20 protein-coding genes are annotated in these 24,043 nt (G+C 69.4%); 12 read left to right on the forward strand and 8 right to left on the reverse strand.

Translation table 11 applies throughout. The annotated features are described in order from the left end of the window. The first annotated feature begins 1 nt into the window (after nucleotide 1). From ACFYRH_RS31340 to pruA, 3 genes are all read left to right on the forward strand, one after another. Nucleotides 2–940, forward strand: coding sequence for a Ku protein (locus ACFYRH_RS31340; RefSeq protein ID WP_387782870.1), 939 nt, complete (start codon nucleotides 2–4; stop codon nucleotides 938–940). A 21-nt stretch (nucleotides 941–961) separates the two neighbouring features. Beyond that, entirely contained in the window at nucleotides 962–1,432 is a 471-nt protein-coding gene (locus ACFYRH_RS31345) for a VOC family protein (RefSeq protein ID WP_387782872.1), read from the forward strand. 154 nt (nucleotides 1,433–1,586) lie between these two features. Next, nucleotides 1,587–3,215, forward strand: coding sequence for an L-glutamate gamma-semialdehyde dehydrogenase (pruA, locus tag ACFYRH_RS31350; protein WP_387782874.1), 1,629 nt, complete (start codon nucleotides 1,587–1,589; stop codon nucleotides 3,213–3,215). Between the two features lie 202 nt (nucleotides 3,216–3,417). Here pruA and ACFYRH_RS31355 read toward each other — a convergent pair whose 3' ends face one another. The 5 genes from ACFYRH_RS31355 to ACFYRH_RS31375 all read right to left on the reverse strand — a co-directional run bounded on the left by ACFYRH_RS31355 (nucleotide 3,418) and on the right by ACFYRH_RS31375 (nucleotide 7,764). Continuing rightward, the gene (locus tag ACFYRH_RS31355; protein WP_387782876.1) at nucleotides 3,418–3,633 is read right to left on the reverse strand and encodes a hypothetical protein; all 216 of its coding nucleotides are present in this window, start codon (nucleotides 3,631–3,633) and stop codon (nucleotides 3,418–3,420) included. 77 nt (nucleotides 3,634–3,710) lie between these two features. Next, a complete protein-coding gene (locus tag ACFYRH_RS31360; RefSeq protein WP_387782878.1) occupies nucleotides 3,711–4,202 on the reverse strand; it encodes a DUF2505 domain-containing protein in 492 nt (163 codons plus the stop codon). A 49-nt stretch (nucleotides 4,203–4,251) separates the two neighbouring features. Continuing rightward, entirely contained in the window at nucleotides 4,252–5,676 is a 1,425-nt protein-coding gene (locus ACFYRH_RS31365; RefSeq protein ID WP_387782880.1) for a hypothetical protein, read from the reverse strand. A gap of 18 nt (nucleotides 5,677–5,694) precedes the next feature. After that, a complete protein-coding gene (locus ACFYRH_RS31370) occupies nucleotides 5,695–7,173 on the reverse strand; it encodes a glycoside hydrolase family 76 protein (RefSeq protein WP_387782882.1) in 1,479 nt (492 codons plus the stop codon). Nucleotides 7,174–7,248: 75 nt separating this feature from the next. Then, nucleotides 7,249–7,764 (reverse strand): hypothetical protein, encoded by a 516-nt coding sequence (locus tag ACFYRH_RS31375; protein ID WP_387782884.1) that lies wholly within the window; start codon nucleotides 7,762–7,764, stop codon nucleotides 7,249–7,251. Nucleotides 7,765–7,847: 83 nt separating this feature from the next. Between ACFYRH_RS31375 and ACFYRH_RS31380 the strand changes: the two genes are divergently transcribed. The 4 genes from ACFYRH_RS31380 (at nucleotide 7,848) to ACFYRH_RS31395 (ending at nucleotide 12,058) form a co-directional block, all read left to right on the forward strand. Next, nucleotides 7,848–8,669, forward strand: a complete 822-nt coding sequence (locus tag ACFYRH_RS31380; protein ID WP_387782886.1) for a tryptophan 2,3-dioxygenase — start codon at nucleotides 7,848–7,850, stop codon at nucleotides 8,667–8,669. A 486-nt stretch (nucleotides 8,670–9,155) separates the two neighbouring features. Further along, complete coding sequence (locus tag ACFYRH_RS31385) at nucleotides 9,156–9,767, forward strand: hypothetical protein (RefSeq protein ID WP_387782888.1); 612 nt, start codon at nucleotides 9,156–9,158, stop codon at nucleotides 9,765–9,767. A gap of 276 nt (nucleotides 9,768–10,043) precedes the next feature. Continuing rightward, a complete protein-coding gene (locus ACFYRH_RS31390) occupies nucleotides 10,044–10,730 on the forward strand; it encodes a response regulator transcription factor (protein WP_387782890.1) in 687 nt (228 codons plus the stop codon). A 2-nt stretch (nucleotides 10,731–10,732) separates the two neighbouring features. Further along, nucleotides 10,733–12,058, forward strand: a complete 1,326-nt coding sequence (locus ACFYRH_RS31395; RefSeq protein WP_387782892.1) for a sensor histidine kinase — start codon at nucleotides 10,733–10,735, stop codon at nucleotides 12,056–12,058. Here the strand turns inward: ACFYRH_RS31395 and catC are convergent. Both catC and ACFYRH_RS31405 read right to left on the reverse strand, forming a co-directional pair. Beyond that, nucleotides 12,024–12,299 (reverse strand): muconolactone Delta-isomerase, encoded by a 276-nt coding sequence (catC, locus tag ACFYRH_RS31400; RefSeq protein ID WP_387782894.1) that lies wholly within the window; start codon nucleotides 12,297–12,299, stop codon nucleotides 12,024–12,026. The two genes, ACFYRH_RS31395 and catC, sit on opposite strands and share 35 nt — an antisense overlap. Nucleotides 12,300–12,421: 122 nt before the next feature. Then, nucleotides 12,422–13,303 (reverse strand): LysR substrate-binding domain-containing protein, encoded by an 882-nt coding sequence (locus ACFYRH_RS31405; protein ID WP_387782896.1) that lies wholly within the window; start codon nucleotides 13,301–13,303, stop codon nucleotides 12,422–12,424. Between the two features lie 454 nt (nucleotides 13,304–13,757). Between ACFYRH_RS31405 and ACFYRH_RS31410 the strand changes: the two genes are divergently transcribed. The 4 genes from ACFYRH_RS31410 (at nucleotide 13,758) to ACFYRH_RS31425 (ending at nucleotide 22,129) form a co-directional block, all read left to right on the forward strand. Next, a complete protein-coding gene (locus ACFYRH_RS31410; RefSeq protein WP_387782898.1) occupies nucleotides 13,758–14,036 on the forward strand; it encodes a hypothetical protein in 279 nt (92 codons plus the stop codon). Then, nucleotides 14,033–14,803: a CoA transferase subunit A gene (locus tag ACFYRH_RS31415; RefSeq protein ID WP_387782900.1), complete on the forward strand. Its 771-nt coding sequence runs from the start codon at nucleotides 14,033–14,035 to the stop codon at nucleotides 14,801–14,803. The genes ACFYRH_RS31410 and ACFYRH_RS31415 overlap by 4 nt, the downstream gene beginning before the upstream one ends. A 20-nt stretch (nucleotides 14,804–14,823) precedes the next feature. Then, on the forward strand, nucleotides 14,824–15,024 hold the full coding sequence (locus ACFYRH_RS31420; RefSeq protein ID WP_387782902.1) for a CoA-transferase: 201 nt from the start codon (nucleotides 14,824–14,826) through the stop codon (nucleotides 15,022–15,024). A gap of 1,294 nt (nucleotides 15,025–16,318) precedes the next feature. Next, nucleotides 16,319–22,129: a hypothetical protein gene (locus tag ACFYRH_RS31425; protein WP_387782904.1), complete on the forward strand. Its 5,811-nt coding sequence runs from the start codon at nucleotides 16,319–16,321 to the stop codon at nucleotides 22,127–22,129. A gap of 50 nt (nucleotides 22,130–22,179) precedes the next feature. On the opposite strand, the gene ACFYRH_RS31430 is transcribed toward ACFYRH_RS31425, so the two are convergent. Continuing rightward, nucleotides 22,180–22,767, reverse strand: a complete 588-nt coding sequence (locus tag ACFYRH_RS31430) for a dihydrofolate reductase family protein (protein WP_387782906.1) — start codon at nucleotides 22,765–22,767, stop codon at nucleotides 22,180–22,182. A 255-nt stretch (nucleotides 22,768–23,022) separates the two neighbouring features. Between ACFYRH_RS31430 and ACFYRH_RS31435 the strand changes: the two genes are divergently transcribed. After that, nucleotides 23,023–23,979, forward strand: a complete 957-nt coding sequence (locus tag ACFYRH_RS31435; protein ID WP_387782908.1) for a hypothetical protein — start codon at nucleotides 23,023–23,025, stop codon at nucleotides 23,977–23,979. Nucleotides 23,980–24,043 lie beyond the last annotated feature (64 nt).

A 24,043-nucleotide genomic window follows, 5' to 3' on the forward strand; every position in this document is an offset into this window, starting at 1 on the left:
GATGCAGGCGATCTGGAAGGGGGCCATCTCGTTCGGGATGGTGACGATCCCGATCAAGGTGTTCTCCGCGACCGAGGAGAAGGACATCTCGTTCCGCCAGGTGCACGTCGCCGACGGTGGTCGGATCCGGTACAAGCGGATCTGTTCGATCGACGGCGAAGAGGTGCCGTACTCCGACATCGGCAAGGGCTACGAGATGCCCGACGGCCGGATGGTGGTGCTGGACTCCGACGACTTCGCGGACCTGCCGCTGTCCAGCAAGAAGGTCATCGACGTGCTCGAGTTCGTGCCGGCGGACCAGGTCGACCCGCTCTACCTCGGCAAGTCCTACTACCTGGCCGCCGACGGTGGCCCGGGCGCGAAGCCGTACGTGCTGCTCCGGGACGCGCTCGAGGGCTCCGAGCTGTACGCGCTGGTCAAGGTCGCGTTGCGGTCCCGGGAGAGCCTCGGCCTGCTCCGGACCGTGGACGACGTGCTGGTGCTGCAGGTGATGCTCTGGCCGGACGAGATCCGGGACAAGTCGTTCGCCGCGCCGCCTGAGGACGTCGAGATCCGGTCCCAGGAGAAGGCGATGGCGTCGTCGTACATCGACACGCTGCGCGGCGAGTTCGACCCGGACCAGTATCACGACGAGTACCGCGAGGCGCTGGAGAAGGTCGTCGAGGCGAAGGCAGAAGGCGTGCCGCTGCCGGAGTCCGAAGAGGAAGAGACCGAGGGCGCCGAGGTCGTCGACCTGGTGGCCGCGCTGCGGGCCTCTGTGGAAGCCGCGAAGGCCCGGCGGGCGGGTGGAGGCTCCGGCGACGCGGAGCCGGCGAAGAAGGCTCCGGCCAAGAAGGCCGCCGCGAAGAAGGCGCCGGCGAAGAAAGCCGCCGCCAAGAAGACGACGGCCAAGGCTCCGGCGAAGAAGACCGCGAAGAAGGCCACCAAGAAGTCGGCTTGACCTGGTGTGGGGGAAACCGTTATGACCGATCTGCCAGTACAGCCGACGACGACCGAGATCCCGAAGGACCTCTCCGAGATCCCGGACGATCCGAGCGCGGTCGTGGTGAAGCCGGGGGCGTACCTGCTGGAGCTGATCCCGATCCCGGTGTCCGACATCGAGCGGGCCAAGCAGTTCTACACCGAGCAGTGCGGCTTCCACCTCGACGTCGACGTGACGCCGGCCGAAGGCGTGCGGATCATCCAGCTGACTCCGCCGGGGTCGTTCTGCTCGATCAGCCTGACCACTGGGCTGGACCAGTTGGCGATGCCGCCCGGTTCCCAGCGCGGCCTGCACCTGGTCGTGAAGGACATCGAGGCGGCCCGCCAGGAGCTGATCGGGCGCGGTGTCGAGGTCAGCCCGACCGAGGATCTGGGCGGGGTGTTCTACGCCTGGTTCCAGGACCCGGACGGCAATACCTGGGCGCTGCAACACATGCCCTGGCGCCGCTGAGTCACTGCTGGTGACCGGACCAGTTGCAGATCTGGTCAGGTCGGTGGTCAGGTTCGTTTCCGGTGGTCAGTCATGGCACCATGCTTGTGTCACCGATGGGCAGGCCGCCCACCTACACCGGCCTCCCGGCCAGTCAGCAGAGGAGCTTCCCAGAATGGATGCCGTCACCGCGGTCCCGACGCCTGCCAACGAACCCGTCAAGGGGTACGCGCCTGGCTCGGCCGAGCGCGCGAGCCTGGAAGGGAAGCTCAAGGAGTTCGGCTCGGCGGGTGCGATCGACCTGACCTGCACGATCGGCGGCGAGCAGAAGCTCGGCGGCGGCGCGCGGATCGAGGTCGTGCAGCCGCACAAGCACGCGCACGTGCTCGGCACCCTCGGTAACGCGACCGAGGCGGACGGCAAGGCCGCCGTCGACGCGGCGCTGGCGGCGGCGCCGTCCTGGCGTGCGCTGTCCTTCGACGACCGCGCCGCGATCTTCCTGAAGGCCGCCGACCTGCTCTCCGGCCCGTGGCGGGACACGCTGAACGCGGCGACCATGCTCGGCCAGTCCAAGACCGTCCAGCAGGCCGAGATCGACGCGGCATGTGAGCTGATCGACTTCCTGCGGTTCAACGTCGCGTTCGCGCGGCAGATCGTCAGCGACCAGCCGATCTCGTCGGTGGGCGTGTGGAACCGGGTCGACTACCGGCCGCTCGAGGGCTTCGTCTACGCGATCACCCCGTTCAACTTCACCGCGATCGCCGGCAACCTGCCGACCGCGCCCGCGCTGATGGGCAACACCGTGGTCTGGAAGCCGTCGCCGACGCAGCAGTTCGCCGCGCACTGGACGATGCGGCTGTTCGAGGCCGCGGGCCTGCCGGCCGGCGTGATCAACCTGGTCACCGGTGACGGCATCGAGGTGAGCAAGGCCGCGCTGACGCATCCCGACCTCGCGGGGATCCACTTCACCGGCTCGACGAAGACGTTCCAGTCGCTGTGGGGGACGGTCGGAACGAACATCGCGGCGTACAAGACGTACCCGCGGCTGGTCGGCGAGACCGGCGGCAAGGACTTCATTCTCGCGCACCCGTCGGCGGACCCGGCGGTGCTGAAGACCGCGATGGTGCGGGGCGCGTTCGAGTACCAGGGGCAGAAGTGCTCGGCGGCGTCGCGTTCCTACGTGCCGCGCTCGGTGTGGAACCTGATCAAGGACGACCTCGTCGCCGAGACCGAATCGCTGACCATGGGTGACGTCACCGACCTGTCGAACTTCATCGGCGCCGTGATCGACGACCGCGCGTTCGCCAAGCACAAGGCCGCGCTGGACCGGGCGCAGGCGACATCCTCGATCGATGTCGTTGCCGGTGGCACCTACGACGACAGCGAGGGGTACTTCGTTCGTCCGACCCTGCTGGTCTCCGACGACCCGACCGACGAGATCTTCACCACGGAGTACTTCGGCCCGATCCTCGGCGTGCACGTGTACGACGACGCGGACTACGCGAGCGTGATGAAGGGTATGGAGCACTCCGCGCCGTACGGTCTGACCGGCGCCGTCATCGCCCAGGACCGGCACGCGATCGCCGAGGCTGCCGAGTACCTGCGCTTCGCGGCCGGCAACTTCTACGTCAACGACAAGCCGACCGGCGCCGTCGTCGGCCAGCAGCCCTTCGGCGGCGCCCGCGCCTCCGGCACGAACGACAAGGCCGGCTCGATGTGGAACCTGATCCGCTGGGCCTCCCCACGGTCGATGAAGGAAACCTTCACCCCGCCGACCGACTACCGCTACCCCCACCAGGGCTGAGCCCGCCGACACGTCGAGTGTTGGGCCCTTGCACAGGAACTGGTGGGTGGGGACCTGTTATTTCCTGTGGACAGGCCCGGGTTCCTGTCCCCGGACACGGGAACCGTTCGGGACCTGTTCGGCGGCCCGGATACCTGCCGCCGCGGCGGACGGGCGGGTCAGGCGGGCGGTCGGGTCAGGCGGGCGGGTCAGGCGGTTCGGGTCAGGCGGTTCGGGTGACTTCCTGGGTTGGTGGGTCCACCAGGAGGGCGGAGCCGCAGGTGGTGCAGATCCATTCGCTGGGCTCGTCGACCTGGTAGTCCGTGGGGTCGAGGCGTTCGAACGGCATGACCGTGGCGCAGAAGGCGCAGTACTGGTCGGTGTCGGGGGCCGCGATGGGGACGGTGCGGTCGCGGGTCTTTCGCAGGGAACTTCGCATGACGACAGGTCACCTCCGGTGCGACTCTTGTTTTCAGGTTGCCACCGGAGGTGATCAGGTCAGCGCAGCGACACGGGTTACTTCGCGCTCCACTCGCGGCCGAGGTCGTGCTCCTTCACCAGGCCGGCGCGGATGGCGTCGACGACGAAGGGCTCCATCTTCTTCCCGATCAGCGGTACGGCGACCTTGACGTCGAGGTCGATCGCCTGGACGGTCTGAGCGCCGTTCGGGGTGATGCTCGCGGTGCCCTTCAGCGTGACCGGGGTGTTGCTGATCTCGCCGGCCACGTCCGCGGTCCGCGAACCGTCCGCGGCGGCCGCGTGCCAGGTCTCGGTCTGGACGACGGTGAGCGTCTCGCCGACGAACTTCCGGGCCATGTCCGGGATGTCGGTGGCCGGCATCTCGCGCCGGACGCGGACCACCGTGTCGGCGCCGGACGTGCTCACCTGGACGTCGTACGACAGCGCCTTGGTCCGCTCGCAGGCCTGCTCGCGGAACGTGGTGTCGGTGACGATCGCGAACACTTCCTCAGGGGTGGCGTCGTACGACGCCGACAGCTTCAGCTCCATGCGGCCATCATGGCATTACTCGTCGGTCACGGTCGTCAGCGTGCGGGTGTCAGTCGGAGTTGAGCCACACCCACACGTCCGGAGTCGCCGTGACTCCGGCGGCTTCGAATCCTCGGAGTACCGTCTCCTGGTTGGCCTTCAGCACTCTCTGGTCGCCGAGCTCCCCAGTCGCGACCAGATCCTTGAAAGCGTTCACGAGCCGATCCTGCGCGGGCCCTTGGGTACCGGGCGCGTAGGCGTTCGCCAAGGTGTCCAGGGCGTCGTACGGCGCATGCACGCTGTACCCGTACTCGCGGCCGGGATCGTCGCCGCTCGGTCCGTAGTCGTAGAACTCGGTGAACGTGATGCCCTTGTCGCGGTCCGCGGGATCGATCGTCAGCGACAACGTGAAGATGCAGTCGTTCGGCTGCCGGTGCACGCGCAGCAGTGTCTCGCGCCACGCCGACCCGTAGCTGCGGAACGCCATACCGGCCTCGGTCAGCCAGCCCGCGACCCGGTCGCGAACCTCCATCGGGCGCCGCGGTGTCAGCTCGCCACGTTCGGCGAGCACTCGCAAGGCGGCCACCACTGCGTCGTCCGGGCCGAGCCGTTCGTCCATCGGACCGACCCGATTCGTCAACCAGGCATGGAGTTTGGGGAGCTCGTCAGGCCCGAACCGCAACTGGTAGAGCGCGTCCCGCCAGCTCTCGTCCGCGGTGCCGTACGCCTCCTGGATACCGGCCTCCCGGCTAGACGAACTGATCGAGAACGAGACCGTGGCGATCTGGTCCGGCCGAGTGCCGACCGTGACCAGCGTCTCGCGGCGGTCGGTCCCGCGGTGGCGATGACGGGTGTCGATACCGGCCTCGTGGCACCAGGACTCGAACAGCTCGCGCAGCTTGCCCTGGCCGGCCAGCGGATTGATGGTGCCTTGGGCAACCAGTTCGCCGAGGACCGCGACGAGGCGTTCCTCCGGGTCGCCCGTCGTTCCGCGATCTCCTTCGAGGTACGACGTGAGGCGTGGCAGGAGGTCGTACCGGAGACCGATTCCGAAGCTGTAGCCGAGGATCTCGGTCGGCCTGCGGTACTGCTCGGTGAACGAGAACTCGTCGCCGTCGCCCGCGGTCCAGAACGCCACGGAGAGCGTGACTCTGCGGTCGGTGCCGGGCTGCGGGATTGCCGCGAGGATGTGTTCGCGGTGGGTACGGCGTCCGTCGACCTGCCACGTCGACGACAGGCCCGCCTGATGACACCAGCGGCGGACCTCCGAGGCGATGCTCCCGGGGTTGTACTGGTCGAACCCGTCGCGTACGGCGGCGGCCCGGCTGGCTTCGGTGAGCGTGGCGGACTGGCCGAGGGAGGCGGTCAGCGTGGCGAGACCTTCGAGCGGCGTACCGATGACGATCTGGCGACCGCCGCCGTCGACCGTGTACTCGATCCGGTCGCCGATCCGCAGCGTCAGGGTGCAGTCGGCGCGCTCGAAGATCGTCGTCACACCGCGAACGTACCGCCGTCAGGGGGCCGCGTTGAGCAGGTCGAGCGCGGACTGCTGACGCGCGGCGTCAAGTTTGTCGACCGGTCCGTACCAGCGCAGTCCGTACTGGTCCATCGGCGTACGGTCCGCGCTGAACGCACGATCGGCCTGACCTTGCAGGTACGCCGTGTACGGGTGGTCGGAAAGCGCTGCATTGAGTTTCCCAAGGCCCCGCGAGTACGCGCCCTTGAAGGACGGGCCGTCGCCGCCGCAGTCACCGTTCTCGCACGGTTCGCGGAGGATGCCGTCAGAGGTGTGCAACGAGGCGGCCGTCGTACCCGCATCGGCGAGCTGGCGCGCGGTGGTCAGGTACGCCGAGTTGTTCGTTGCCTTCGACAACTCGGTGAGCGCACCGATGAGCACACCTTGGTTGTACGTCCACACCGTCTGGCCGTTGTTCTTGCAGGTGGCCGTGTCGAGGCCGTCGTTGACCAGGTTCGAGCCGTTGATCATGCCGCTGTGCTGGAACCAGTTCCAGCCGGCCTGCGCGCGCTGCAGGTACGTGCTGTCGCCGGAGATCCGGGTGTGCAGCTGTGCGCTGAGCTGAATGTAGAGCGAGTTCGTGATCGCGTTCTTGTACGTCTTCGCCTCGCTCCACCACACGCCGCCGCCACAGGTGCTGTCCCAGTACGCCGCCATGTGGTCGGCGTCCACCCGCGCGGTCTGCAGGTACCTCGCATCACCGGTCAGGTCGTACGCCGCGACCCACGCGAGACCCCACCACCCGGTGTCGTCGATGTAGTCGTTGCGGAACTGACCCTCGAACTGGTTCAGGTTGAGGTCGTACGTGCGGGCGATCGCATACTCGTAGCTGTGCATGCCGCTGACCCGGATGTTGTCGATCAGCGCGTTCAGGGCGTTGGCGGAGTTCCACCAGCCGGTGGTGTCGAACAAGCCGGTGCTGAGGTTGTAGTTCTGCATCAGCGCTGTCGCGGCCGCGGTGCGGCGGTCCCAGGCGTTCCAGGTGGGCCGAGCCCACGGCGTACAGGCGATGTCGGCGCGGTCGCCGGCCTTGCCGCAGGCGCGGAGGGCACCGACGCCGAGGTTGTTCCAGTCGTCGGCGTTGTACATCAGCGTGCGCCATCCGGTCTGCCCGGCCGGGATCGCGGTGTTGCCGAGGCGGCTGCCGGAGGCCCAGGTGCGGCCGCCGTCCATCGAACGGTCCAGCCAGACCTCGTCGCCGGGGCTGCCGCTCGCGATCGAGGCCCAGCCCATCGCATCGTCGTCATCGATGTGCAGGGTGATCGTGCGGCCGAACAGAGTGGTGGAGACCGGCGTCCGGTCCTTGGGTGCCAGGGCGGGGTCGCGGGCGTCGCAGTACTTGTTGCAGATCGTTGCCTGAGTGGACATGTTCACCGGTGGGGTCTCGGAGGCCGGCGCCGGTGGGGGCGCGCCGAGCGGTGCGATCAGCAGGGCGAGGGCGGAAACAACGGTGCTGGAAACGATTCCAACTGGCATCACGGATCTCCCTGGGGCGGTAGGAAGAATGCGGTGTCACTGAAGGTAAGGGCCGGACTGCACCCCGTCAAGAAGTCAGGACAGCAGCAAGGCCGCGAGTACGACGGTGGTCAGCAGGATCGTGGTGGCGATCGTCACCCGGCGGCCGCGGGCGCGGCGGCGCCGCAAGGCGGTGCGGTCGGGCCGAGTCGCGCACGGGTCGAAGCCGAGACCGTCGGCGGGGGCGAGCACGCTCCCGAGCCGCGCCAGTACCGGCCGGCGGTCCGCCTCGCGGGTCGCCTCCTGGATGACGCGGCGCCGCAGGAACTCCCGGTGCCGGGTCGCGGGGACGCGCAGGTCCCACGCGACGACGAGACTCGACGGCAGCTCGAGCTCACCCGGCAGTTCGAGCCCCGGCGGGAGCGCCCGGTGGACCACCGCATGCGCCGCCGCCACCCGCCTCGCCCGGCTGATCGCAGGCGGGAGGATCAGATAGGCGAGGTGGACCAGTGACCGGTAGTCGTCGAGCAGCAACGCCTCGATCAACGGCTCTTCCCTGGTGGGACCCTGAACCGGTCCCGGGACGATCGGTGTCTCGACCGTGGCGGACATGCAACTCCTCGACTTGGCCTCTACGCCTAGGTCAACGAATGAATCACTGACCAGTCACGGACTGGTCGGTTAGTCTCCGTGTCATGAGTGCTGGTGACGGGGTGGCGGGGCAGTGGGGTGGGGTCGACGTCCATTTCGGTGAGGACGGTGGGCGGCTGACCTACGGGAGCTATCTGCGGCTGACCGAGCTGCTCGACCAGCAGCGCCTCGAGTCCGAGCCGCCCGCGCACGACGAGCTGCTGTTCATCACCATCCACCAGGTGTACGAGCTGTGGTTCAAGCAGATCCTGCACGAGCTGACGGCGTCCCGAGACGCGATGCTGTCCGGCGAGCTCTGGCTGGCCGACCATCTGCTGCGGCGGGTGCACACCGTCGAGCGGGTGCTGATCCAGCAGGTGGACGTACTGGAGACGATGACACCGCAGGACTTCGGGGAGTTCCGGCACCGGTTGTCGCCGGCGTCCGGGTTCCAGTCGGTGCAGTACCGCGAGATCGAGTTCCTGTCCGGGGCGAAGGACCCGTCGTTCGTACGCCGGTTCCGCGGGCTGACCGAGGCGGAACAGGAACGGTTGCGCCTGCGCCTCGAAGAACCGACCTTGTGGGACGCGTATCTCGAAGTACTCCGGGCCGCCGGTTTCGACACCACCACCGAGGACAACCTCCGCGCCGCCCTCCGCAAGATCGCCGGCGACCGCTCGCAGTACGCCGCCATCTGGGAACTCGCCGAAGCCCTCGTCCAGCACGACGAACTCGCCGCCGCCTGGCGCGCCCGCCACGTCGTCATGGTCGAACGTATGATCGGCACCAAACCCGGCACCGGCGGCTCCTCCGGCGCCAACTACCTCCGCAGCCGCCTCGACCTCCGCTACTACCCCCTCCTCTGGAACCTCCGCACCAACCTGTAACTGCTGTCCTTCCCGCGAACTGTCTATCCCGCGCGCTGCGTCGTCGCCGCGCTTCTCGGATGGTCCTGCTCCGCGTGCTCCTGGCCGCCCAGGTGTGGGTTTTCCGGCCGTCGCCGGAGTGTGGGCTGTCGTCGGCGCGGGCGTGCTGGTCGGTGTCCGTCGCGGCGGGACTGGTGGGCTGGTGGCGCGAGGAGGCTGCCGCGCTCCGGTGCCGAGGGCCTCGCTGGTGTGCTGGTCGAGCGTGTTTGCAGCTCGCGGTGCGGACCTGCGTGTGTATCAGCTCGGCGCGCTGGGTGCTTTCCGTGCGGCGTCTCGTCGTGAGCCGGCGTACCGGCCTGAGTGGCCGCACTTGTTGGTGAGTGTGGCTTGGGGCGTGGTGGGCTCGGTGGACGGGTACATGTCTTCGGGGCGGCGCGTGGGGCTGTTGGTGTGGTGGTGGCCGCGCTAGTGTCGCGGCCGACGAGAGCCGGGGTCAGGAAGGGCGGTGTGGTGAAGCTCTACTCCGATGTGGGGGTGCAGCGGGTTGGGCAGGTGGTGGGCGATCTGGTGTTGGTCGGGTGGGTCTGGCTGTGTGTCGAGCTCGGGCTGCTCGTGTTCCGGATCACGGATGCGTTGGGGACGCCGGGGCGGAAGGCGGCTGAGGCGGGGGACGGGCTGGCCGGGGATCTGCGGCGGATGTCGGAGCCGATCGGAAAGGTACCGGCGGTGGGGGACCAACTGCGGGCGCCGATCGACGGGGCCGCGGGGGCGGCGGGGAAGCTGGCGCAGGCGGGGCGGGATCAGGCGCATGCGGTCGAGCAGCTCGCGTACCTGCTCGCCGGGCTGACGATCGGGTTACCGGTGCTGTTCGCGTTGCTGATCTGGTTGCCGCGGCGGATCCGGTTCTCGCGGCGGGCGTCCGCGGCGCAGAAGTTCATCGACAATGCGGCGGACCTGGATCTGTTCGCGCTGCGGGCGATGGCGAACCAGCCGATGCACAAACTCGCGCGGATCTCCGACGACCCGGTCGCCGCCTGGCGCGAAGGCGACCGCACCGTCATCACCGAGCTCGCCACCCTCGAACTCCGAACCTCCGGTCTCAAACCACCCCCACCCTGAGCCGCCAGGAATCCGCATCCGGCGCCAGTGCCCGGAGCCCTGCCGCGGAACCCGCACCTCCACCCCACGGAACTCACTCCCGTGAGCCGGCGCCTCGGAGAGTCGCAGCTTTAGGGAAAGAAAGTGCCATCTGGCGGCCAAAAGTTACCCGACCGGCGCCGCGGACCCCCGGGAGCGGCGCCGCGGACCGCGCGACCCGCGCCGCGGGGCGGAGGCGGGCGTGAGCTTAACCGCGGCTTGAGCTGGGCTTGAGGGGATGGCGGATACGCTCGGGGCATGGCTCGGGTGTTGCTGGTCGAGGACGATGACGCGATTCGGGCGTCGTTGGGAAAGTCGCTGACGGCGGCCGGGCATGTCGTTTCCGCGGTCGCGGCCGGTGCCGACGGGGTCGCCGCCGTGGCGCGCGAGAAGCCCGAGGTGCTGCTGCTCGATCTCGGCCTGCCGGATCTCGACGGGCGGGACGTGCTCGCCATGGTGCGTGCCGTCAGTGACGTCCCGGTGATCGTGGCGACGGCCCGGGACGACGACGCCAGCGTCGTACGGCTGCTGGATGCCGGCGCGGACGACTACGTGATCAAACCGTTCAGTGCGGCGCAGATGGATGCGCGGATTCGGGCCGTACTGCGGAGGCTCGGGCAGGATCCGCAGGCGGAGTCGACCGTGGAGATCGGTGGGCTGCGGATCGACCCGCGCAGCCGCGAGGTGACGGTCGACGGGGCGGCGGTGGATCTGACCCGGAAGGAGTTCGACCTGCTGCTCGCGTTGTCGCGGCGGCCGGGGGCCGTGGTGACGAAGCGGGAGTTGCTCGCGGAGGTCTGGGGTCTGCCGTGGGGCGGTGGTGACCGGACGGTCGACGTCCACCTGTCGTGGTTGCGGCGGAAACTCGGGGAAACGGCGGCGGAACCGCGTTTCCTGCACAGTGTCCGTGGTGTCGGGATCAAGCTCGCCGAGGCGGACAGCTGAGTATGCGCCGCCGGATCCTGTTCCTCTCGGTCGGCATGACCACGCTGGTGGTGCTGGCGTTCGCCGTACCGCTGGTGTTGTTGCTGCGGACCACGACCGCCAACGAGTCGAAGGACAAGGCGCGGTACCGGGCCGAGGCGGTGGCGTACTACGTCGGCGACCGGGACCACACGGCCGACGACATCACGGCGTACCTCGACGGGTTGCCGGACGGGCCGGGGCAGATCTCGGTGCGGATGGCCGACGGGACGATCCTCGGGAGCCCACCGCCGGGCGGGGTGCCGACGCCGAAGGACGTGCCGGCCGGGTACGGCGACGGTGATGACGACGGCCGGAAGGGCCCGCCGAAGGTCGGCGACGCGGACTACCGCGGCCTCGACGACGGTCTCGCGGTCGACGTCGGCGTCGGTACGCCGCAAGGCCCCGCGTCCGTCTGCCTGTACCTGACGAACGACGAGCTGTACGACGGACTCGTGCCGCGGGTCCTGATCCTCGTCGGCGGAAGCCTGCTCGTCCTCCTGCTCAGCATCGTCGGCGCCGAGCTGGTGTCACGACGGATGGCGCGCCCATTGGAAGAGACCGCGAGTACGGCGGAGCGGCTGGCCCAGGGCGACATGGAAGCCCGCGCGCCGACCACCGGCCCGACCGAGGTGGCGAAGGTCGGCGCCGCGCTGAACGGGCTCGCCGACCGGATCGACGAGGTGATCGCGGTCGAGCGCGAGGCGGTCGCGGACCTGTCGCACCGGTTGCGCACGCCGTTGACCGCGCTCCGGCTGCAGGTCGAGGCGCTGCCGGATCGCGAGAGCGCCGAGGAACTCAACACCCAGGTCACTGCTCTCGAGCGGACGCTCACCGCGGTGATCAGCGCGGCGCGGCGGCCGCAGCGCGAGGGCCGTGTGCCGCACTGCGACGCGGTCGACGTGACGCGGCAGCGAGCGGCCTTCTGGGCGCCGCTGTTCGAGGATCAGGGCCGGGAACTGACGCTCGACCTGCCGAGGTCCGCGGCGCCGGTCCGGTCGTCGGCCGAGGACCTCGGCGCGGCACTCGACGCACTGGTCGAGAACGTCGTCGCGCACACCCCGGACGGGACTCCGGCGCGTATCACGGTGACGCCGACGGATTCCGGCGTCCGGATCGTGGTCGCCGACGAAGGTCCCGGGATCCCGCTCGGTGCGGGCGAGCGCGGGCGCAGTGACCGTGGTTCGACCGGCCTGGGGCTGGACATCGCCCGCCGGTGCGCCGAGGCCGCCGGCGGTCACCTCACCCTGCGCCGCAACGAGGTCGAGCTGACCCTCAGATCTTCGACGGGTGCTTCGCCAACGGGGTGACCTGGAGCTTCATGTACGGGAACATCGGCAGGCTCGACAGCAGGTCGTGCAGTTCGTCGTTCGACTCGACGTCGAAGATGCTGATGTTCGCGTACTCGCCCACGATCCGCCACAGCTGCGGCCACACCCCGGACTCCTGGAGCTTGATGGCCCGTGAGCGTTCGCGGGCGACGAGGTCAGCCCGGACGGCGGGATCCATGTCGGCGGGGAGGCTGACCTGCATGTGGACGTGGAAGAGCATCGGGAACTCCTAAGGGGTGGACCGGCTACGACGATGGTCGCAGCCGGTCCGTCGGGAGTGGCGACGTACCTCCGGTTGCTTGGCGGGATCCGCCGGCACGATGCCCAGGGCCGCGACGGGTTCTACTGAACCAGTCCGGTCAGGACGGCCAGCGCCCGCTGCAGGTGCGGCGCCTTGTCGTCCACGCGCGTCGCCACAGCCAACTCCACCGCAGCCTGCCCGCCGAGCGTGCGGTAGGCGACGCCGGGCACCATCAGCTCCGCCACCGGTGCCGGTACGACGGCAATTCCGAGCCCCGCCGCGACGAACGTCACCAGCGTCGACGTCTCCGCCACCTCGTGCCGGACACGCGGCTCGAATCCCGCCTCCCGGCAGCGCGCGAGCACCGTGTCGTGCATCACCGATCGCCCGCCGCCGGCGTGGATCACGAAGTCCTCGTCGGCCAAATCGGCCAGCCGCACCCGGCGCCGCCCGGCCAGCCGATGCCCGTCCGGCATCGCCACGATCAGCTGGTCGGCCCGCAGTACCTCGACGTGCAGTGACTCGTCCTCGACGGGTGGTCGCAGCAGGCCGAGATCGATCCGCCCGTCCCCCAGCGCCCGTACCTGGTCCGGCGCGAGCATCTCGCCGTGGACCGCCACCTCGACGCTCGGTAGTTCGTCACGCAACGTCCGCACCAGTTGCGGCAGCAGGCTGTACGTCGCCGAGCCGACGCACCCGATCACCAACCGGCCCTGCAGACCCGCGGCGACCCGCTGTGCCTCGCCCGCGGCCGACGTCACCGCGGCGATGATCTGCCGGGCGCGGACCAGGTACGCCTCGCCCGCGGGCGTCAGCTCGACGCGTCGCGTCGTACGGCGGAGGAGTTGCAGGCCGAGCTCGCTCTCGAGCTGACGGATCTGCTGGGACAGCGGCGGCTGGGCCATGTGCAGACGGGCCGCCGCGCGGCCGAAATGTCGTTCCTCGGCGACTGCGACGAAGTACCGCAGATGGCGTAGCTCCACCCGATTGATATTGGCAGAGTCTCGATCAAGCGTAAATGTGTATTTCTCCATATCGGTCCCGGCGGCCTACCGTCGAAGCCATGAGCGACGTCGTGATCTGTGAACCGATCCGTACTCCGGCGGGTCGCTTCGGCGGCGCGCTCTCCGCTCTGTCCGCGGCCGACCCCGCCACCGCCGTGCTCACCGAGCTGGTACAGCGAATTGCGCCGGCGCAACGGCCGGTACGCGCTGGAGACGCTCTGCATCGGCGGCGGTCAGGGCATCGAGGCGATCCTCGAGGCCGTCCGATGAGAGTCGCCCACACTGTCAGCGGCCGCCCCGGCGCGCCACCCGTCGTACTGGCGAACTCGCTCGGGTCAAGGTGGGAGATGTGGGACGCCAATCGCGCCGAGTGGGAGCGGCATTTCCAGGTCGTCGGCTTCGCAACCCGCGGGTCCGCAAGGAGTCCGAGGGAATGGTCGCCGCGAACCCACGCGCCGCATACGTCGCCTGTTGCGAGGTGATCGCCGCGATGGACCTCGTCGACGACCTGCCGCTGATCACCGCACCGACCCTCGCGATCGCCAGCGTCGACGACCCGGCCACCCCGCCGTGGCAGTTGGAGCGGATCGCCACGTCGGTTGCTGACGGCAAACTTCTCGTCGTCCCGGAGGTCGCGACCCCACCCGCCGCGGAACGACCGGACGTGGTGACGACGGCCGTCATCGCCCACCTCCAGGAGGACGGCGCATGAGTGTGGACAAGGTGGTCGCGACTCCGGCCGAGGCGGTCGCCGACCTGCCGGACGGGACCAGTCTCGCGGTCGGTGGGTTCGGGCTGGCGGGGATTCCGTGGTTCCTGATCGAGGCGTTGCTCGAGCAGGGTGCCGGTGATCTGACAGTCGTCTCGAACAACTGCGGTGTCGACGGCGCCGGTCTCGGGCTGCTCCTCGAACGCGGCCGGATCAGCCGGGTGATCGCGTCGTACGTCGGGGAGAACAAGGAATTCGCTCGTCAGTACCTGGCGGGGGAGCTGACGGTCGAGCTGACCCCGCAGGGCACGCTGGCTGAGCGGCTGCGCGCGGGCGGGGCCGGTATCGGTGCGTTCTTCACGCCGACCGGGGTCGGCACGTTGGTCTCCGAAGGCGGCCTGCCGTGGCGGTACGCGCCGGACGGGACGGTCGCGGTCGCGTCACCGGCCAAGGAGGTACGGACGATCCAGGGCCGCGAGATGGTGCTGGAGGAGGCGATCGTCACCGACGTGGCACTGGTCCGGGCCGCGGTCGCCGATCGGGCCGGGAACTGCGTCTTCCATGCGGCGGCGCGGAACTTCAACCCGGTCGCGGCGATGGCCGGGCGGCTGACGATCGTCGAGGCCGAGCGGGTCGTGGAGACCGGCGAGCTCGCGCCGGACGCGATCCATCTGCCGGGCGTGTTCGTGCAGCGCGTCGTACCGCTGACCGCCGAGCAGGCGGCGCGGAAGAGTATCGAGAAGCGCACGACCCGGCCGCGGGAGACGTGACATGCCTTGGACGTGACCAGATGGCCGCGCAGGCGGCCACCGAGCTGAACCACGGCGAATACGTGAACCTCGGCATCGGTCTGCCGTTGCTGGTCCCGAACTACCTGCGGGCCGGGTCGTCGGTCACGGTGCAGGCGGAAAACGGTGTCCTGGGCGTCGGGCCGTTCCCCTACGACGACGAGGTCGACCCTTCGCCTTGGTCGAACTGGCCTCCAGCGTAACCCGCCCCGAACTCCTACAAGCCACCCAAGCCCCTATCACCTGACCCCCACACCACCCGCATTCCCCACGAGCCCGGACCACATCCGCCCCCGGCAACACGCCCGCCCCGCAACGCGCCCGCCGCAACGCGCCCGCCCCGCAACGCGCCCGCCCCGCAACGCGCCCGCCCCGCAACGCGCCCGCCCCGCAACGCGCCCGCCCCCGCAACGCGCCCGCCCCCGCGCCGCGTTCGCGCCCTCGCGACGTGCCCGCTCCCGCGTCGCGTTCGCGCCCTCGCGACGTGCCCGCTCCCGCGCCGCGTTCGCCCCCGGCACCTGCCGGCCCCGCGACACGTCCGTCACCCGGAACGCGTTCACCCCGCGCCGCGCTCGTCTCCGGCGCGCCTGTCTCCGCCACGCGTCAACGGTGAGTCGTGTCAAGCGGCCCGCTCCCACCCCGAGTCGTGCCGATTGGTTGGTGCCACCTCCGCCGAGTCGTGGGGTGCGGCTCAGAATCGGCAACCGATGCTCACGACTCGGCGAGCGATTGCGGCCGGTACTCCGGTACACGGGTGCTCGGGTGGGGTGAGATGCTGGGGTTGGGGTGGTGGGGGCCGGTTGTCCCCGAGTCGTGCCGATTGGTTGGTGCCGCGTCCGCCGAGTCGTGGAGTGCGGCTCAGAATCGGCAACCGATGCTCACGACTCGGCGAGCGGCTGCGGCCGGTACTCCGGTACACGGGTGCTCGGGTGCTCGGGTGCTCGGGTGCTCGGGTGCTCGGGTGGGGTGAGGTGCTGGGGTTGGGGTGGTGGGGGCCGGTTGTCCCCGAGTCGTGCCGATTGGTTGGTACCGCGTCCGCCGAGTCGTGGGGTGCGGCTGAGAATCGGCAACCGATGCTCACGACTCGGCGAGCGACTGCGGCCGGTACACGGGTACACGGGTACACGGGTGCTCGGGTGGGGTGAGGTGCTGGGGGTGGGGTGGTGGGGGCCGGTTGTCCCCGAGTCGTGCCGATTGGTTGGTACCACGTCCGCCGAGTCGTGGAGTGCGGCTCAGAATCGGCAACCGATCCTCACGACTCGGCGAGCGACTGCGGCCGGTGCTCGGGGGCTCGGGGTGGGGGCGGGAGGCGGCAGGTGGCGGGGGTTGGGTGTGCTGGTCTGGGGCCGCGGCGCGGGCGGGGGGTGGGTGGCCGGTGGGGGGAGATAGGGGGAGCTGGCAACGAGATGTTGCCACATACGGTAGTGAGATGGTTACTCTGAGGTCTGTTGTGTGGTAGGTCTGGCGGGCGACTGCTGACAGAAACGGGGACTTCAGATGGCCGCTCGGGTGCGGATGCTGCTCGCTCTGCTGCTCGTTCTCACCTCCGGGTTGGTGCTGCCGGCAACGGCCAGGGCGGACACCGTCCGGGAGTTCGGCAAGGTGTTCGGCGCGCAGACGAACGGCGCGATCCGGATTACCGGCAACAGCCTGCTGACCTGCGATCGGACGTCTGCGGCCTGTCGCGCGTCGCTGGCCGGTGGGAGCTCGTCGGCGAACAACAACGACTGGACGATGGAGCTCCTGGACACGGACTCCGACCCGTCCACCAGGTCGTCATCGAGCGCGGGCGTCAGTCTGCCCTCCGGCGCGCAGGTGCTGTACGCCGGCCTGTTCTGGGGTGCCGCCCGCGGCGCCGGCAAGGGCGGCACGGCCAGCACCGACGACGGTACGACGATGCGCCTGCGCGTGCCCGGCGAGACGAAGTACCAGACTGTCACCGCCAGCCGGACCGACCTGCTGAACACCGGGTCGAAGAACGACTACTCGTCGTACCTGGATGTCACCGACCTGGTGCGGGCCGGGGGCAACGGTCAGTACTGGGGCGCCGACGTGGCGACCGGGACGGGGGCCGACCGGTACGCCGGGTGGAGCCTGGTGATCGCCTATCAGCAGGCCGACGAGCCGTTGCGCGATCTGAGCGTCTTCAACGGGTACGCGAAGGTGAGTAGCGGCGAGCCGGTGCGGACGAACATCTCCGGCTTCCTGGCGCCGCCGAGCGGTGCGGTGAACGCCCGGTTCGGCAGCGTCACGTACGAAGGGGACGCCGGCATCACCGGCGACTATTTCGCGGTCAACGGCACCCGGCTCGCCGACACCCAGAACCCGTCCGCGAACTTCTACGGCAGCCGCATCACCGACGGCGGTACGAACCTCACCGACCGGTCCCCGGCCGCCGTGAACAACCTGGGCATGGATGCCAAGGTGGTGGACGCCGCCGGCATCCTGCCGAACAACTCGACCAGTGCCGACCTGACCTTCGCCAGCACCGGTGACGTGTACTACCCGGCCGCGCTGACCACCCAGATCGACCTGTACGCGCCGACCATCCTCGGCACGAAGACGGTCCGGAACCTGTCCGGCAACGAGCCGGCGAAAGTTGGGGACACCCTCGAATACACGCTGAGCTACAGCAACACCGGTGACGACGACGCGCTCGGTGCGACGGTGCGCGATCCGCTGCCCGCGAACACGACGTACGTCCCGGGCTCGCTCGGCGTGGTCTCCGGCGCAGGTTCCGGTGCCAAGACCGATCGATCCGGTGACGACCAGGCGGAGTACGACGGAAGCTCGCGGCTGGTCCGGTTCCGGGTCGGCACCGGTGCGAACGCCACGACGGGCGGCCGGTTGACGAAGGACCAGAGCAGTACGGTGCGGTTCCGCGTGACCGTCGACAAGGCCGCGGCCGGGACCACACTGGACAACACGGGTCTGCTCGACTACACGGCCGAGACGCTGAACAAGCAGTACACGTACCGGACCGACGAGGTGCACACTCCGGTCGCGGCCGAGGCCGACGTGTCGATCACCAAGACCGCGAAGCCCGACCCGGTCGCGGCCGGCGGCAACCTCACCTACACGTTGGTTGCCCGCAACAACGGCCCGAGTCCCGCGCGCGATGTGACGGTCACGGACACGTTGCCCGGCGGCGTCCAGCTCGTGTCCGCGACGCCTACGCAGGGCACGTGTGCGTCGACCACCTGCGAGCTCGGGACCATCGCCTCCGGGGCGAGCGCCACGATCACCGTCGTGGTCAAGGTTTCCTCCGCGAGTACCGCCACGAGCCTGACCAACGTCGCCACGGTGACCACCTCGACCTCCGATCCGAACCCGGACAACAACACGTCCTCGGTCACCACCGACGTGACCCGTACGGCGGACCTCGCGCTGGTCAAGTCCGTGGAGCCGGCGAGTCCCGCACCGGGTGAGTCCGTCGTGTTCACGCTGACCATCCGGAACGACGGACCGTCGGACGCCGAGCAGGTGCGGGTCGCCGACACGGTCCCGACGGCGTTCGCGATCACCGGCGTCCAGTCGGATGCGAACTGCGCGACGGCCGGCCAGCACGTCAGCTGCACGCTGGCACGCCTCGCGGCCGGGGCGAGCGTGACGGTGCGGATCGCGGCGACACTGGACTCCGGTTTTACCGGCGGCGCGCTGAAGAACACGGCGAAGGTGAACAGCGACACCCCCGACCCGGAGGACTCGAACAACACGGGCACCGTGACGGTGACTCCCGGCGCGGCCAAGGCCGATGTGGTGGTCACCAAGACCACGCTGACGAAGCCTGTCGTCGCCGGAGAGCCGATCACCTATCAGATCAAGGTGCGGAACGCGGGTCCTTCGGATGCGAAGGCCGTGCAGCTGAAGGACGACGTGCCGGCGGCCGTCACCGGGATCACCGCGGACACCTCGGCAGGGTCGTGCGCGGTGAGCTCCGGGCAGGTCGCGTGTGCGTTGGGTGACCTGACGGCCGGATCGACCGCGACGGTCACGGTGACCGGGACCGTGTCGCCGAAGGCGGTCGGCGAGCTCACGAACGCCGCGACCGCCGGCAGTACGACGCCTGACCCGGACGACTCGAACAACACCGGACGGACCACGGACAAGGTCACGGCGAGCGCCGATCTGGCGATCACCAAGACCGCTCAGCCGGTCCCCGTGCATGCCGGCGCGCCGCTGACCTACACGCTGACCGTGACGAACAACGGCCCGTCCGCGGCGCAGTCGGTGAAGGTGACCGATCCGGTGCCGGCGCCGCTGGAGTACGTCTCGTCAACGACCTCGAGCGGCAGTTGCACCGCGGCCGGCGGCACCGTCAGCTGTTCACTCGGCACGGTGGCGCCGGGTGACGTCGTCACCGTGACTGTGGTGGCAAACGTTCCGTCAGGTGCGCCACCGAACGATCTCGCCAACACGGCGACCGTCGCGTCGCCGACGCCTGACCCCGTCGACGAGAACAACTCGGCCACGTACACGCTGACGACCGCTGCGCAGGCCAACATCACGATCACGAAGACCGCCGCACCGGACCCGGTGATCGCGGGTAAGGCGATCACTTACCGGCTGACGGTCCGGAACACCGGACCGTCGGACGCGCAGGGCGTCACGGCGGTGGACGACGTACCGGATGCGGTGACCGGGGTGTCGGCGAGTGCGACCGGCGGCGCGACCTGTACGACCGCAGGTGGCCAGGTGCGCTGCCGGGCGGCGACTCTCGCGGCCGGCGACAGCTTCGTGGTCACGGTGACCGGGACGGTCGCCGCCTCCACCGAGCCAGGAGAGCTGGGCAACACCGCGACAGCCGACTCGGAGACTCCGACGGATCCGACGACCTCCGACAACACCTCGACCACCACGCCGAGCGTGCGAGCCGAGGCTGACCTGTCCGTCACCAAGACCGCGCCCGCGACCGTTGTCGCAGGCAACCAACTGACCTACACCCTCGCGGTCCACAACACCGGACCTTCGGACGCGGTCGGTGCGGTGATCACCGACACCCTGCCATCGGGTACGGCGTTCGTTCGCGGAACCGGGCCTGGTGGCGCTTGCACCCAGAACCCCGCACTGTCCGAGCCGGTCGTCAGTTGCCCGGTCGGCCGGATGGCGCCGGGTGACGACGCGACCGTCACGGTAGTTGTGACAGTGTCGCCGGACCAGCCCGCCGGAACGCTGGTGAACAACGCGACGATCAGCTCACAGACGCCGGACCCGAACGACCGGAACAACAGCGACTCGGCCGAGACCACGGTGACCACGGCCGCCGACCTGTCGATCGTGAAGACGGTGGCGCCGGCCTCGCTGATCGCCGGTGGCGAGGCGGTCTACACGCTGACGGTGCACAACGACGGTCCGTCGACGGCGGAGGCAGTGTCCGTGTCGGACGCCGTACCGGCCGGGCTGTCGGTGCTGCAGGCAACCAGTGCGGACGGCACCTGCACGACGCCGGGGCCGACCGTGACGTGCGCGTTGGGGACGGTCGCGGCCGGTGGCAACGCGGTGGTCGTGATCCGGGTGGCGGTCGCCGCTGGGCAGACCGCGGCGGTCACGAACAGCACCACGGTGACCAGCACGACGACGGATCCGGATCCCTCGAACAACGAGGATTCGGTGACCAGCGAGGTGCAGCGGGTCGCGGACGTCGAGGTGATCAAGACCAGCGACGAAGCGACGGTCGTCGCCGGTGGCGGTGTCACTTATCGGTTGACGGTGGTCAACCACGGTCCGTCCGATGCCACGGCGGTCACGGCCGCTGACAGTCTGCCGACCGGACTGACGCTGACCACGGCCGACCCGACGCAGGGCGCCTGCACGACAGCCGGCCAGGACATCAGCTGTGCGCTCGGCACGATCGCCGCGGGTGAGACGGCGACCGTGGTGATCACGGCGGCGCTCGATACGGCGTACCAAGGGAAGTCGCTGGCGAACACCGCGACGGCGACCTCGCCGGTGCCCGATCCGGACGAGAGCAACAACAGTTCCACGGTGACGACTCCGGTCGAGACGCAGGCGGACCTGAGCGTCACGAAGACCTCAGACCCGGCCGGCGTCACACCGGGCAGCACGTTCGACTACAACATCGTCGTGACCAACGCGGGTCCGTCGACCGCGCGTGCGGTGGTCCTGGCCGACACGGTGCCCGCTGGGCTGACCATCAGCTCCGCGCCGGCGGGCTGCACGGTCGAGGGCCGGGCGGTGCGCTGCGCGCTGGGTGACCTGCCGATCGGGCAGCAGGTCGTCGCGCTGCGCGTGCGCCTCGCCTCGGGGTACGACGGGGCGAGCCTGACCAACACCGCGACCGCCACGTCGCCGACGGCCGATCCTGACCCTGAGAACAACACGGGCACGGTCGAGTCGCCGGTGACCGTGCTGGCGGACCTGGCGATCACCAAGACGATGTCGCCGGCCGAACCGGTGTCCGGTCAGTCGGTGACGTACACGCTGACGGTGAAGAACAACGGCCCGTCCGACGCCCGCCTGGTGGAGATCACCGACGAGCTGCCCCGCGGCCTGACCAACGTCACCGCGACCGGCGGCTCCTGCATCATCCTGCCGCCGCTCGCACCGGGTGCACCAGACGCCCCGGAGGCCGGCACGGTCCAGTGCGGTACGCCGGTACTCGCCGAAGGCGCCACCATCAAGACCACGATCCACGCGACCGTGGTGCCCGGGTACAGCGGGACGCTGGAGAACACCGCCCGCGTCGGCTCCTCCACCTCGGACCCGGTGGTCCCGAACAACGAGGCGAAGGTCAGTGGCCGCACCAAGCAGTTCGCGAATCTGAGCGTCAGCAAGACCGCCTCGGCGGAGACGGTTGTCGCCGGACACACGCTGCGGTACGCGATCGCCGTACACAACGATGGCCCGTCGTCGGCGGCCGGCGTGGTGGTGACCGACGTACTCGCGAACGGACTCCGGCTCACCAGCACACCGGGGAACTGCACAGCCGACGGCCAGAACGTCACCTGTGCGGTCGGCCGGATCAACCCGGGTACGACGGCACGGGTCGCACTGGACGTCGTGGTCGACACGACGTACGGCGGAACCTCGGTGACGAACGCTGCGACGGTGGAGTCGACCACACCAGATCCGGACCCGAACGACAACAAGAGCTCGGTCACGGTGAAGGTCACGCCGCCGCAGCCGGGTCGGCCGACGCCACCGCCGACCACGCCAGAGAAGCCTGGCGGTGAACTCGGCGACAGCGGTAGCTCGGTCGGCGCGGGTCTGCTGCTCGCTGCGCTGGCTTTGATCACGGCTGGCATCGCGGTGATCGCCGCGACGCGCTCCCGCCGTACGCGGTCCTGAATGAACTCCGACGCCCTCCAGTTGACGGACTGGAGGGCGTCGGGCCGTGTTCAGGCCTTGCGGTCGTACAGCAGGCAAAGAGCGCCGCTCTCGGTCACCGTGGAGTCGGTGAGGGTCCACGACGACGCAGCGGTGGTCTCGTCGAACAATGAGACTCCACCGGCTACCAATTCCGGGCAGAGCGTGACAGACAGACGGTCGAGCTCGCCGGCGGCCAGGAGCGCGCGGATGACACTCGCGCTGGCCAGTACGACGATGTCGCCGCCTTCCTGCTCCCGCAGCTCCTTGACCGTCGCGACCGGGTCCGCGGTGGCCAGCCGGCTGTTCTCCCACGCCGCCTCGTCGAGGGTGGTCGAGAAGACCACTTTCTCCACCTGGTTCAACCAGCGGGAGAAGGCCCGGCTCTCGGCCGGCGCGGTCTCGTCGTCGGCGACGGTCGGCCAGTAGCCGCCGAAGCCCTGGTAGTTCTTCCGGCCGAGCAGCGCCGTGGTGGCGGGCTCGGTCACCAGGCTCATGTGCGCCAGGGCGCCGGGCGTGACCGCGTGCGGCGCGATCCAGCCCATGTCGTAGTCGCCACCCGGGCCGTTCACGCGGCCGTCGAGGGACAGTGAGATGTTGCCTACTACCGTGCGGCTCATTCCTGGGCTCCTTGTTTCGTTGAGGTGCCTCAACTCTGGCCGTCGTGACCCGCCCCGGTCGTCACCAGATCTGATGACATCGGGCCCGGGATCTGCCGCGGGCTGTCGAGTGCTTGCCCGAAAGGGCAGAACTCCGCACGGATGGCTTGCCGCAGGCGATTGCAGGAAGCTGCAAGACTGTCGCGTCCGGTGAAACCCTCGGCTATAGTCGGCGCGATCTCGAGCTGCTCGGGACACAAAGGAGGGGGAACTCCTATGAAATTGCAGCGCTTCGCGCTTGCGTTCGCCGGGGCGGGCCTGCTGGCCGCCACCGTCGCTTCGGTTCCGGCCGCCGCCACCGGTCAGGCCGACCCGAAGCCGTACCTGTCCAAGAAGGCCGCCCACCCGAGCTCTGTGAAGACGTTCGCCGGCGGTCCGTGCATCAACTGGGTCGGCGTGCCGACCGCGGCGGGGACGATGCAGGAGATCGACGTGACGGCCGCCAAGCCGCCGCGCGCGACCAGCTGGGAACCGTTCAAGTACGTCGGTACCCGCGCGGACGCGACCTGGTACGGCGCCGTGAACGCGTCCGGCACGCAGTTCTTCTACTACGGCCTGCTGCTGCAGGGCACGAGCCTGTACCGGCACACGACGTACCTGTCGAACGACGAGACCAAGCCGCCGGTGCCGACCTTCAAGCGGGTCGGGTCGGGCTGGGGCAGCTTCAAGTCGATCGCCACGTCCAACTACAGCGTCGCGCAGCCGCGGCACGCGTACCTGTACGGCCTGAACACCAACGGCAGCCTGTACCGCTACGCGATCGTCGGCGCCGGCTTCAAGGCGCTCGGCCCGCTGCCCGGTTTCGGTGGCTTCAAGGCGATGACGGTGATCAGCGAGACCGCGACGTACGACACGCTGCTGATGACCACGACCTCGGGTGCGCTCTACACCGTGCACATCCCGATCGCGGCCGGCGCCAAGCCGGTGCTGAAGCTGATCCGCTCCACCGGCTTCGCGCAGTACGAGTCGCTGGTGGCGCAGGGCTGTGGCACCCGTGGCGGCACGCTGCTCGTGGCGGTCGACAACGACACCAAGTCCGGTTACCAGTACGCGATGAGCAAGGCGAACGGCACGGCCACCGCGATGACGGCGTACGGCAAGATCCCGGCCGTCTTCGACGGTGTCAACGAGGTCTCGATCACCACGCACTACGACCAGCTGGTCGGCGAGTAACACCCGCAGGACCCCGCAGCCGGGGACATCGCCACGCGCGATGTCCCCGGCTGTTCTGCGTTGG

This window comes from Kribbella sp. NPDC004875 (assembly GCF_042873375.1).
Classification (GTDB): domain Bacteria; phylum Actinomycetota; class Actinomycetes; order Propionibacteriales; family Kribbellaceae; genus Kribbella.

Bases quoted from the DNA above. Each gene is read 5' to 3' on its own strand.
- ACFYRH_RS31340 (WP_387782870.1), top strand. From the start codon at position 2: ATGCAGGCGATCTGGAAGGGGGCCATCTCGTTCGGGATGGTGACGATC.
- ACFYRH_RS31345 (WP_387782872.1), top strand. From the start codon at position 962: ATGACCGATCTGCCAGTACAGCCGACGACGACCGAGATCCCGAAGGAC.
- pruA (WP_387782874.1), top strand. From the start codon at position 1,587: ATGGATGCCGTCACCGCGGTCCCGACGCCTGCCAACGAACCCGTCAAG.
- ACFYRH_RS31355 (WP_387782876.1), bottom strand. From the start codon at position 3,633: ATGCGAAGTTCCCTGCGAAAGACCCGCGACCGCACCGTCCCCATCGCG.
- ACFYRH_RS31360 (WP_387782878.1), bottom strand. From the start codon at position 4,202: ATGGAGCTGAAGCTGTCGGCGTCGTACGACGCCACCCCTGAGGAAGTG.
- ACFYRH_RS31370 (WP_387782882.1), bottom strand. From the start codon at position 7,173: ATGCCAGTTGGAATCGTTTCCAGCACCGTTGTTTCCGCCCTCGCCCTG.
- ACFYRH_RS31375 (WP_387782884.1), bottom strand. From the start codon at position 7,764: ATGTCCGCCACGGTCGAGACACCGATCGTCCCGGGACCGGTTCAGGGT.
- ACFYRH_RS31380 (WP_387782886.1), top strand. From the start codon at position 7,848: ATGAGTGCTGGTGACGGGGTGGCGGGGCAGTGGGGTGGGGTCGACGTC.
- ACFYRH_RS31390 (WP_387782890.1), top strand. From the start codon at position 10,044: ATGGCTCGGGTGTTGCTGGTCGAGGACGATGACGCGATTCGGGCGTCG.
- ACFYRH_RS31395 (WP_387782892.1), top strand. From the start codon at position 10,733: ATGCGCCGCCGGATCCTGTTCCTCTCGGTCGGCATGACCACGCTGGTG.
- catC (WP_387782894.1), bottom strand. From the start codon at position 12,299: ATGCTCTTCCACGTCCACATGCAGGTCAGCCTCCCCGCCGACATGGAT.
- ACFYRH_RS31410 (WP_387782898.1), top strand. From the start codon at position 13,758: ATGGTCGCCGCGAACCCACGCGCCGCATACGTCGCCTGTTGCGAGGTG.
- ACFYRH_RS31415 (WP_387782900.1), top strand. From the start codon at position 14,033: ATGAGTGTGGACAAGGTGGTCGCGACTCCGGCCGAGGCGGTCGCCGAC.
- ACFYRH_RS31420 (WP_387782902.1), top strand. From the start codon at position 14,824: ATGGCCGCGCAGGCGGCCACCGAGCTGAACCACGGCGAATACGTGAAC.
- ACFYRH_RS31425 (WP_387782904.1), top strand. From the start codon at position 16,319: ATGGCCGCTCGGGTGCGGATGCTGCTCGCTCTGCTGCTCGTTCTCACC.
- ACFYRH_RS31430 (WP_387782906.1), bottom strand. From the start codon at position 22,767: ATGAGCCGCACGGTAGTAGGCAACATCTCACTGTCCCTCGACGGCCGC.
- ACFYRH_RS31435 (WP_387782908.1), top strand. From the start codon at position 23,023: ATGAAATTGCAGCGCTTCGCGCTTGCGTTCGCCGGGGCGGGCCTGCTG.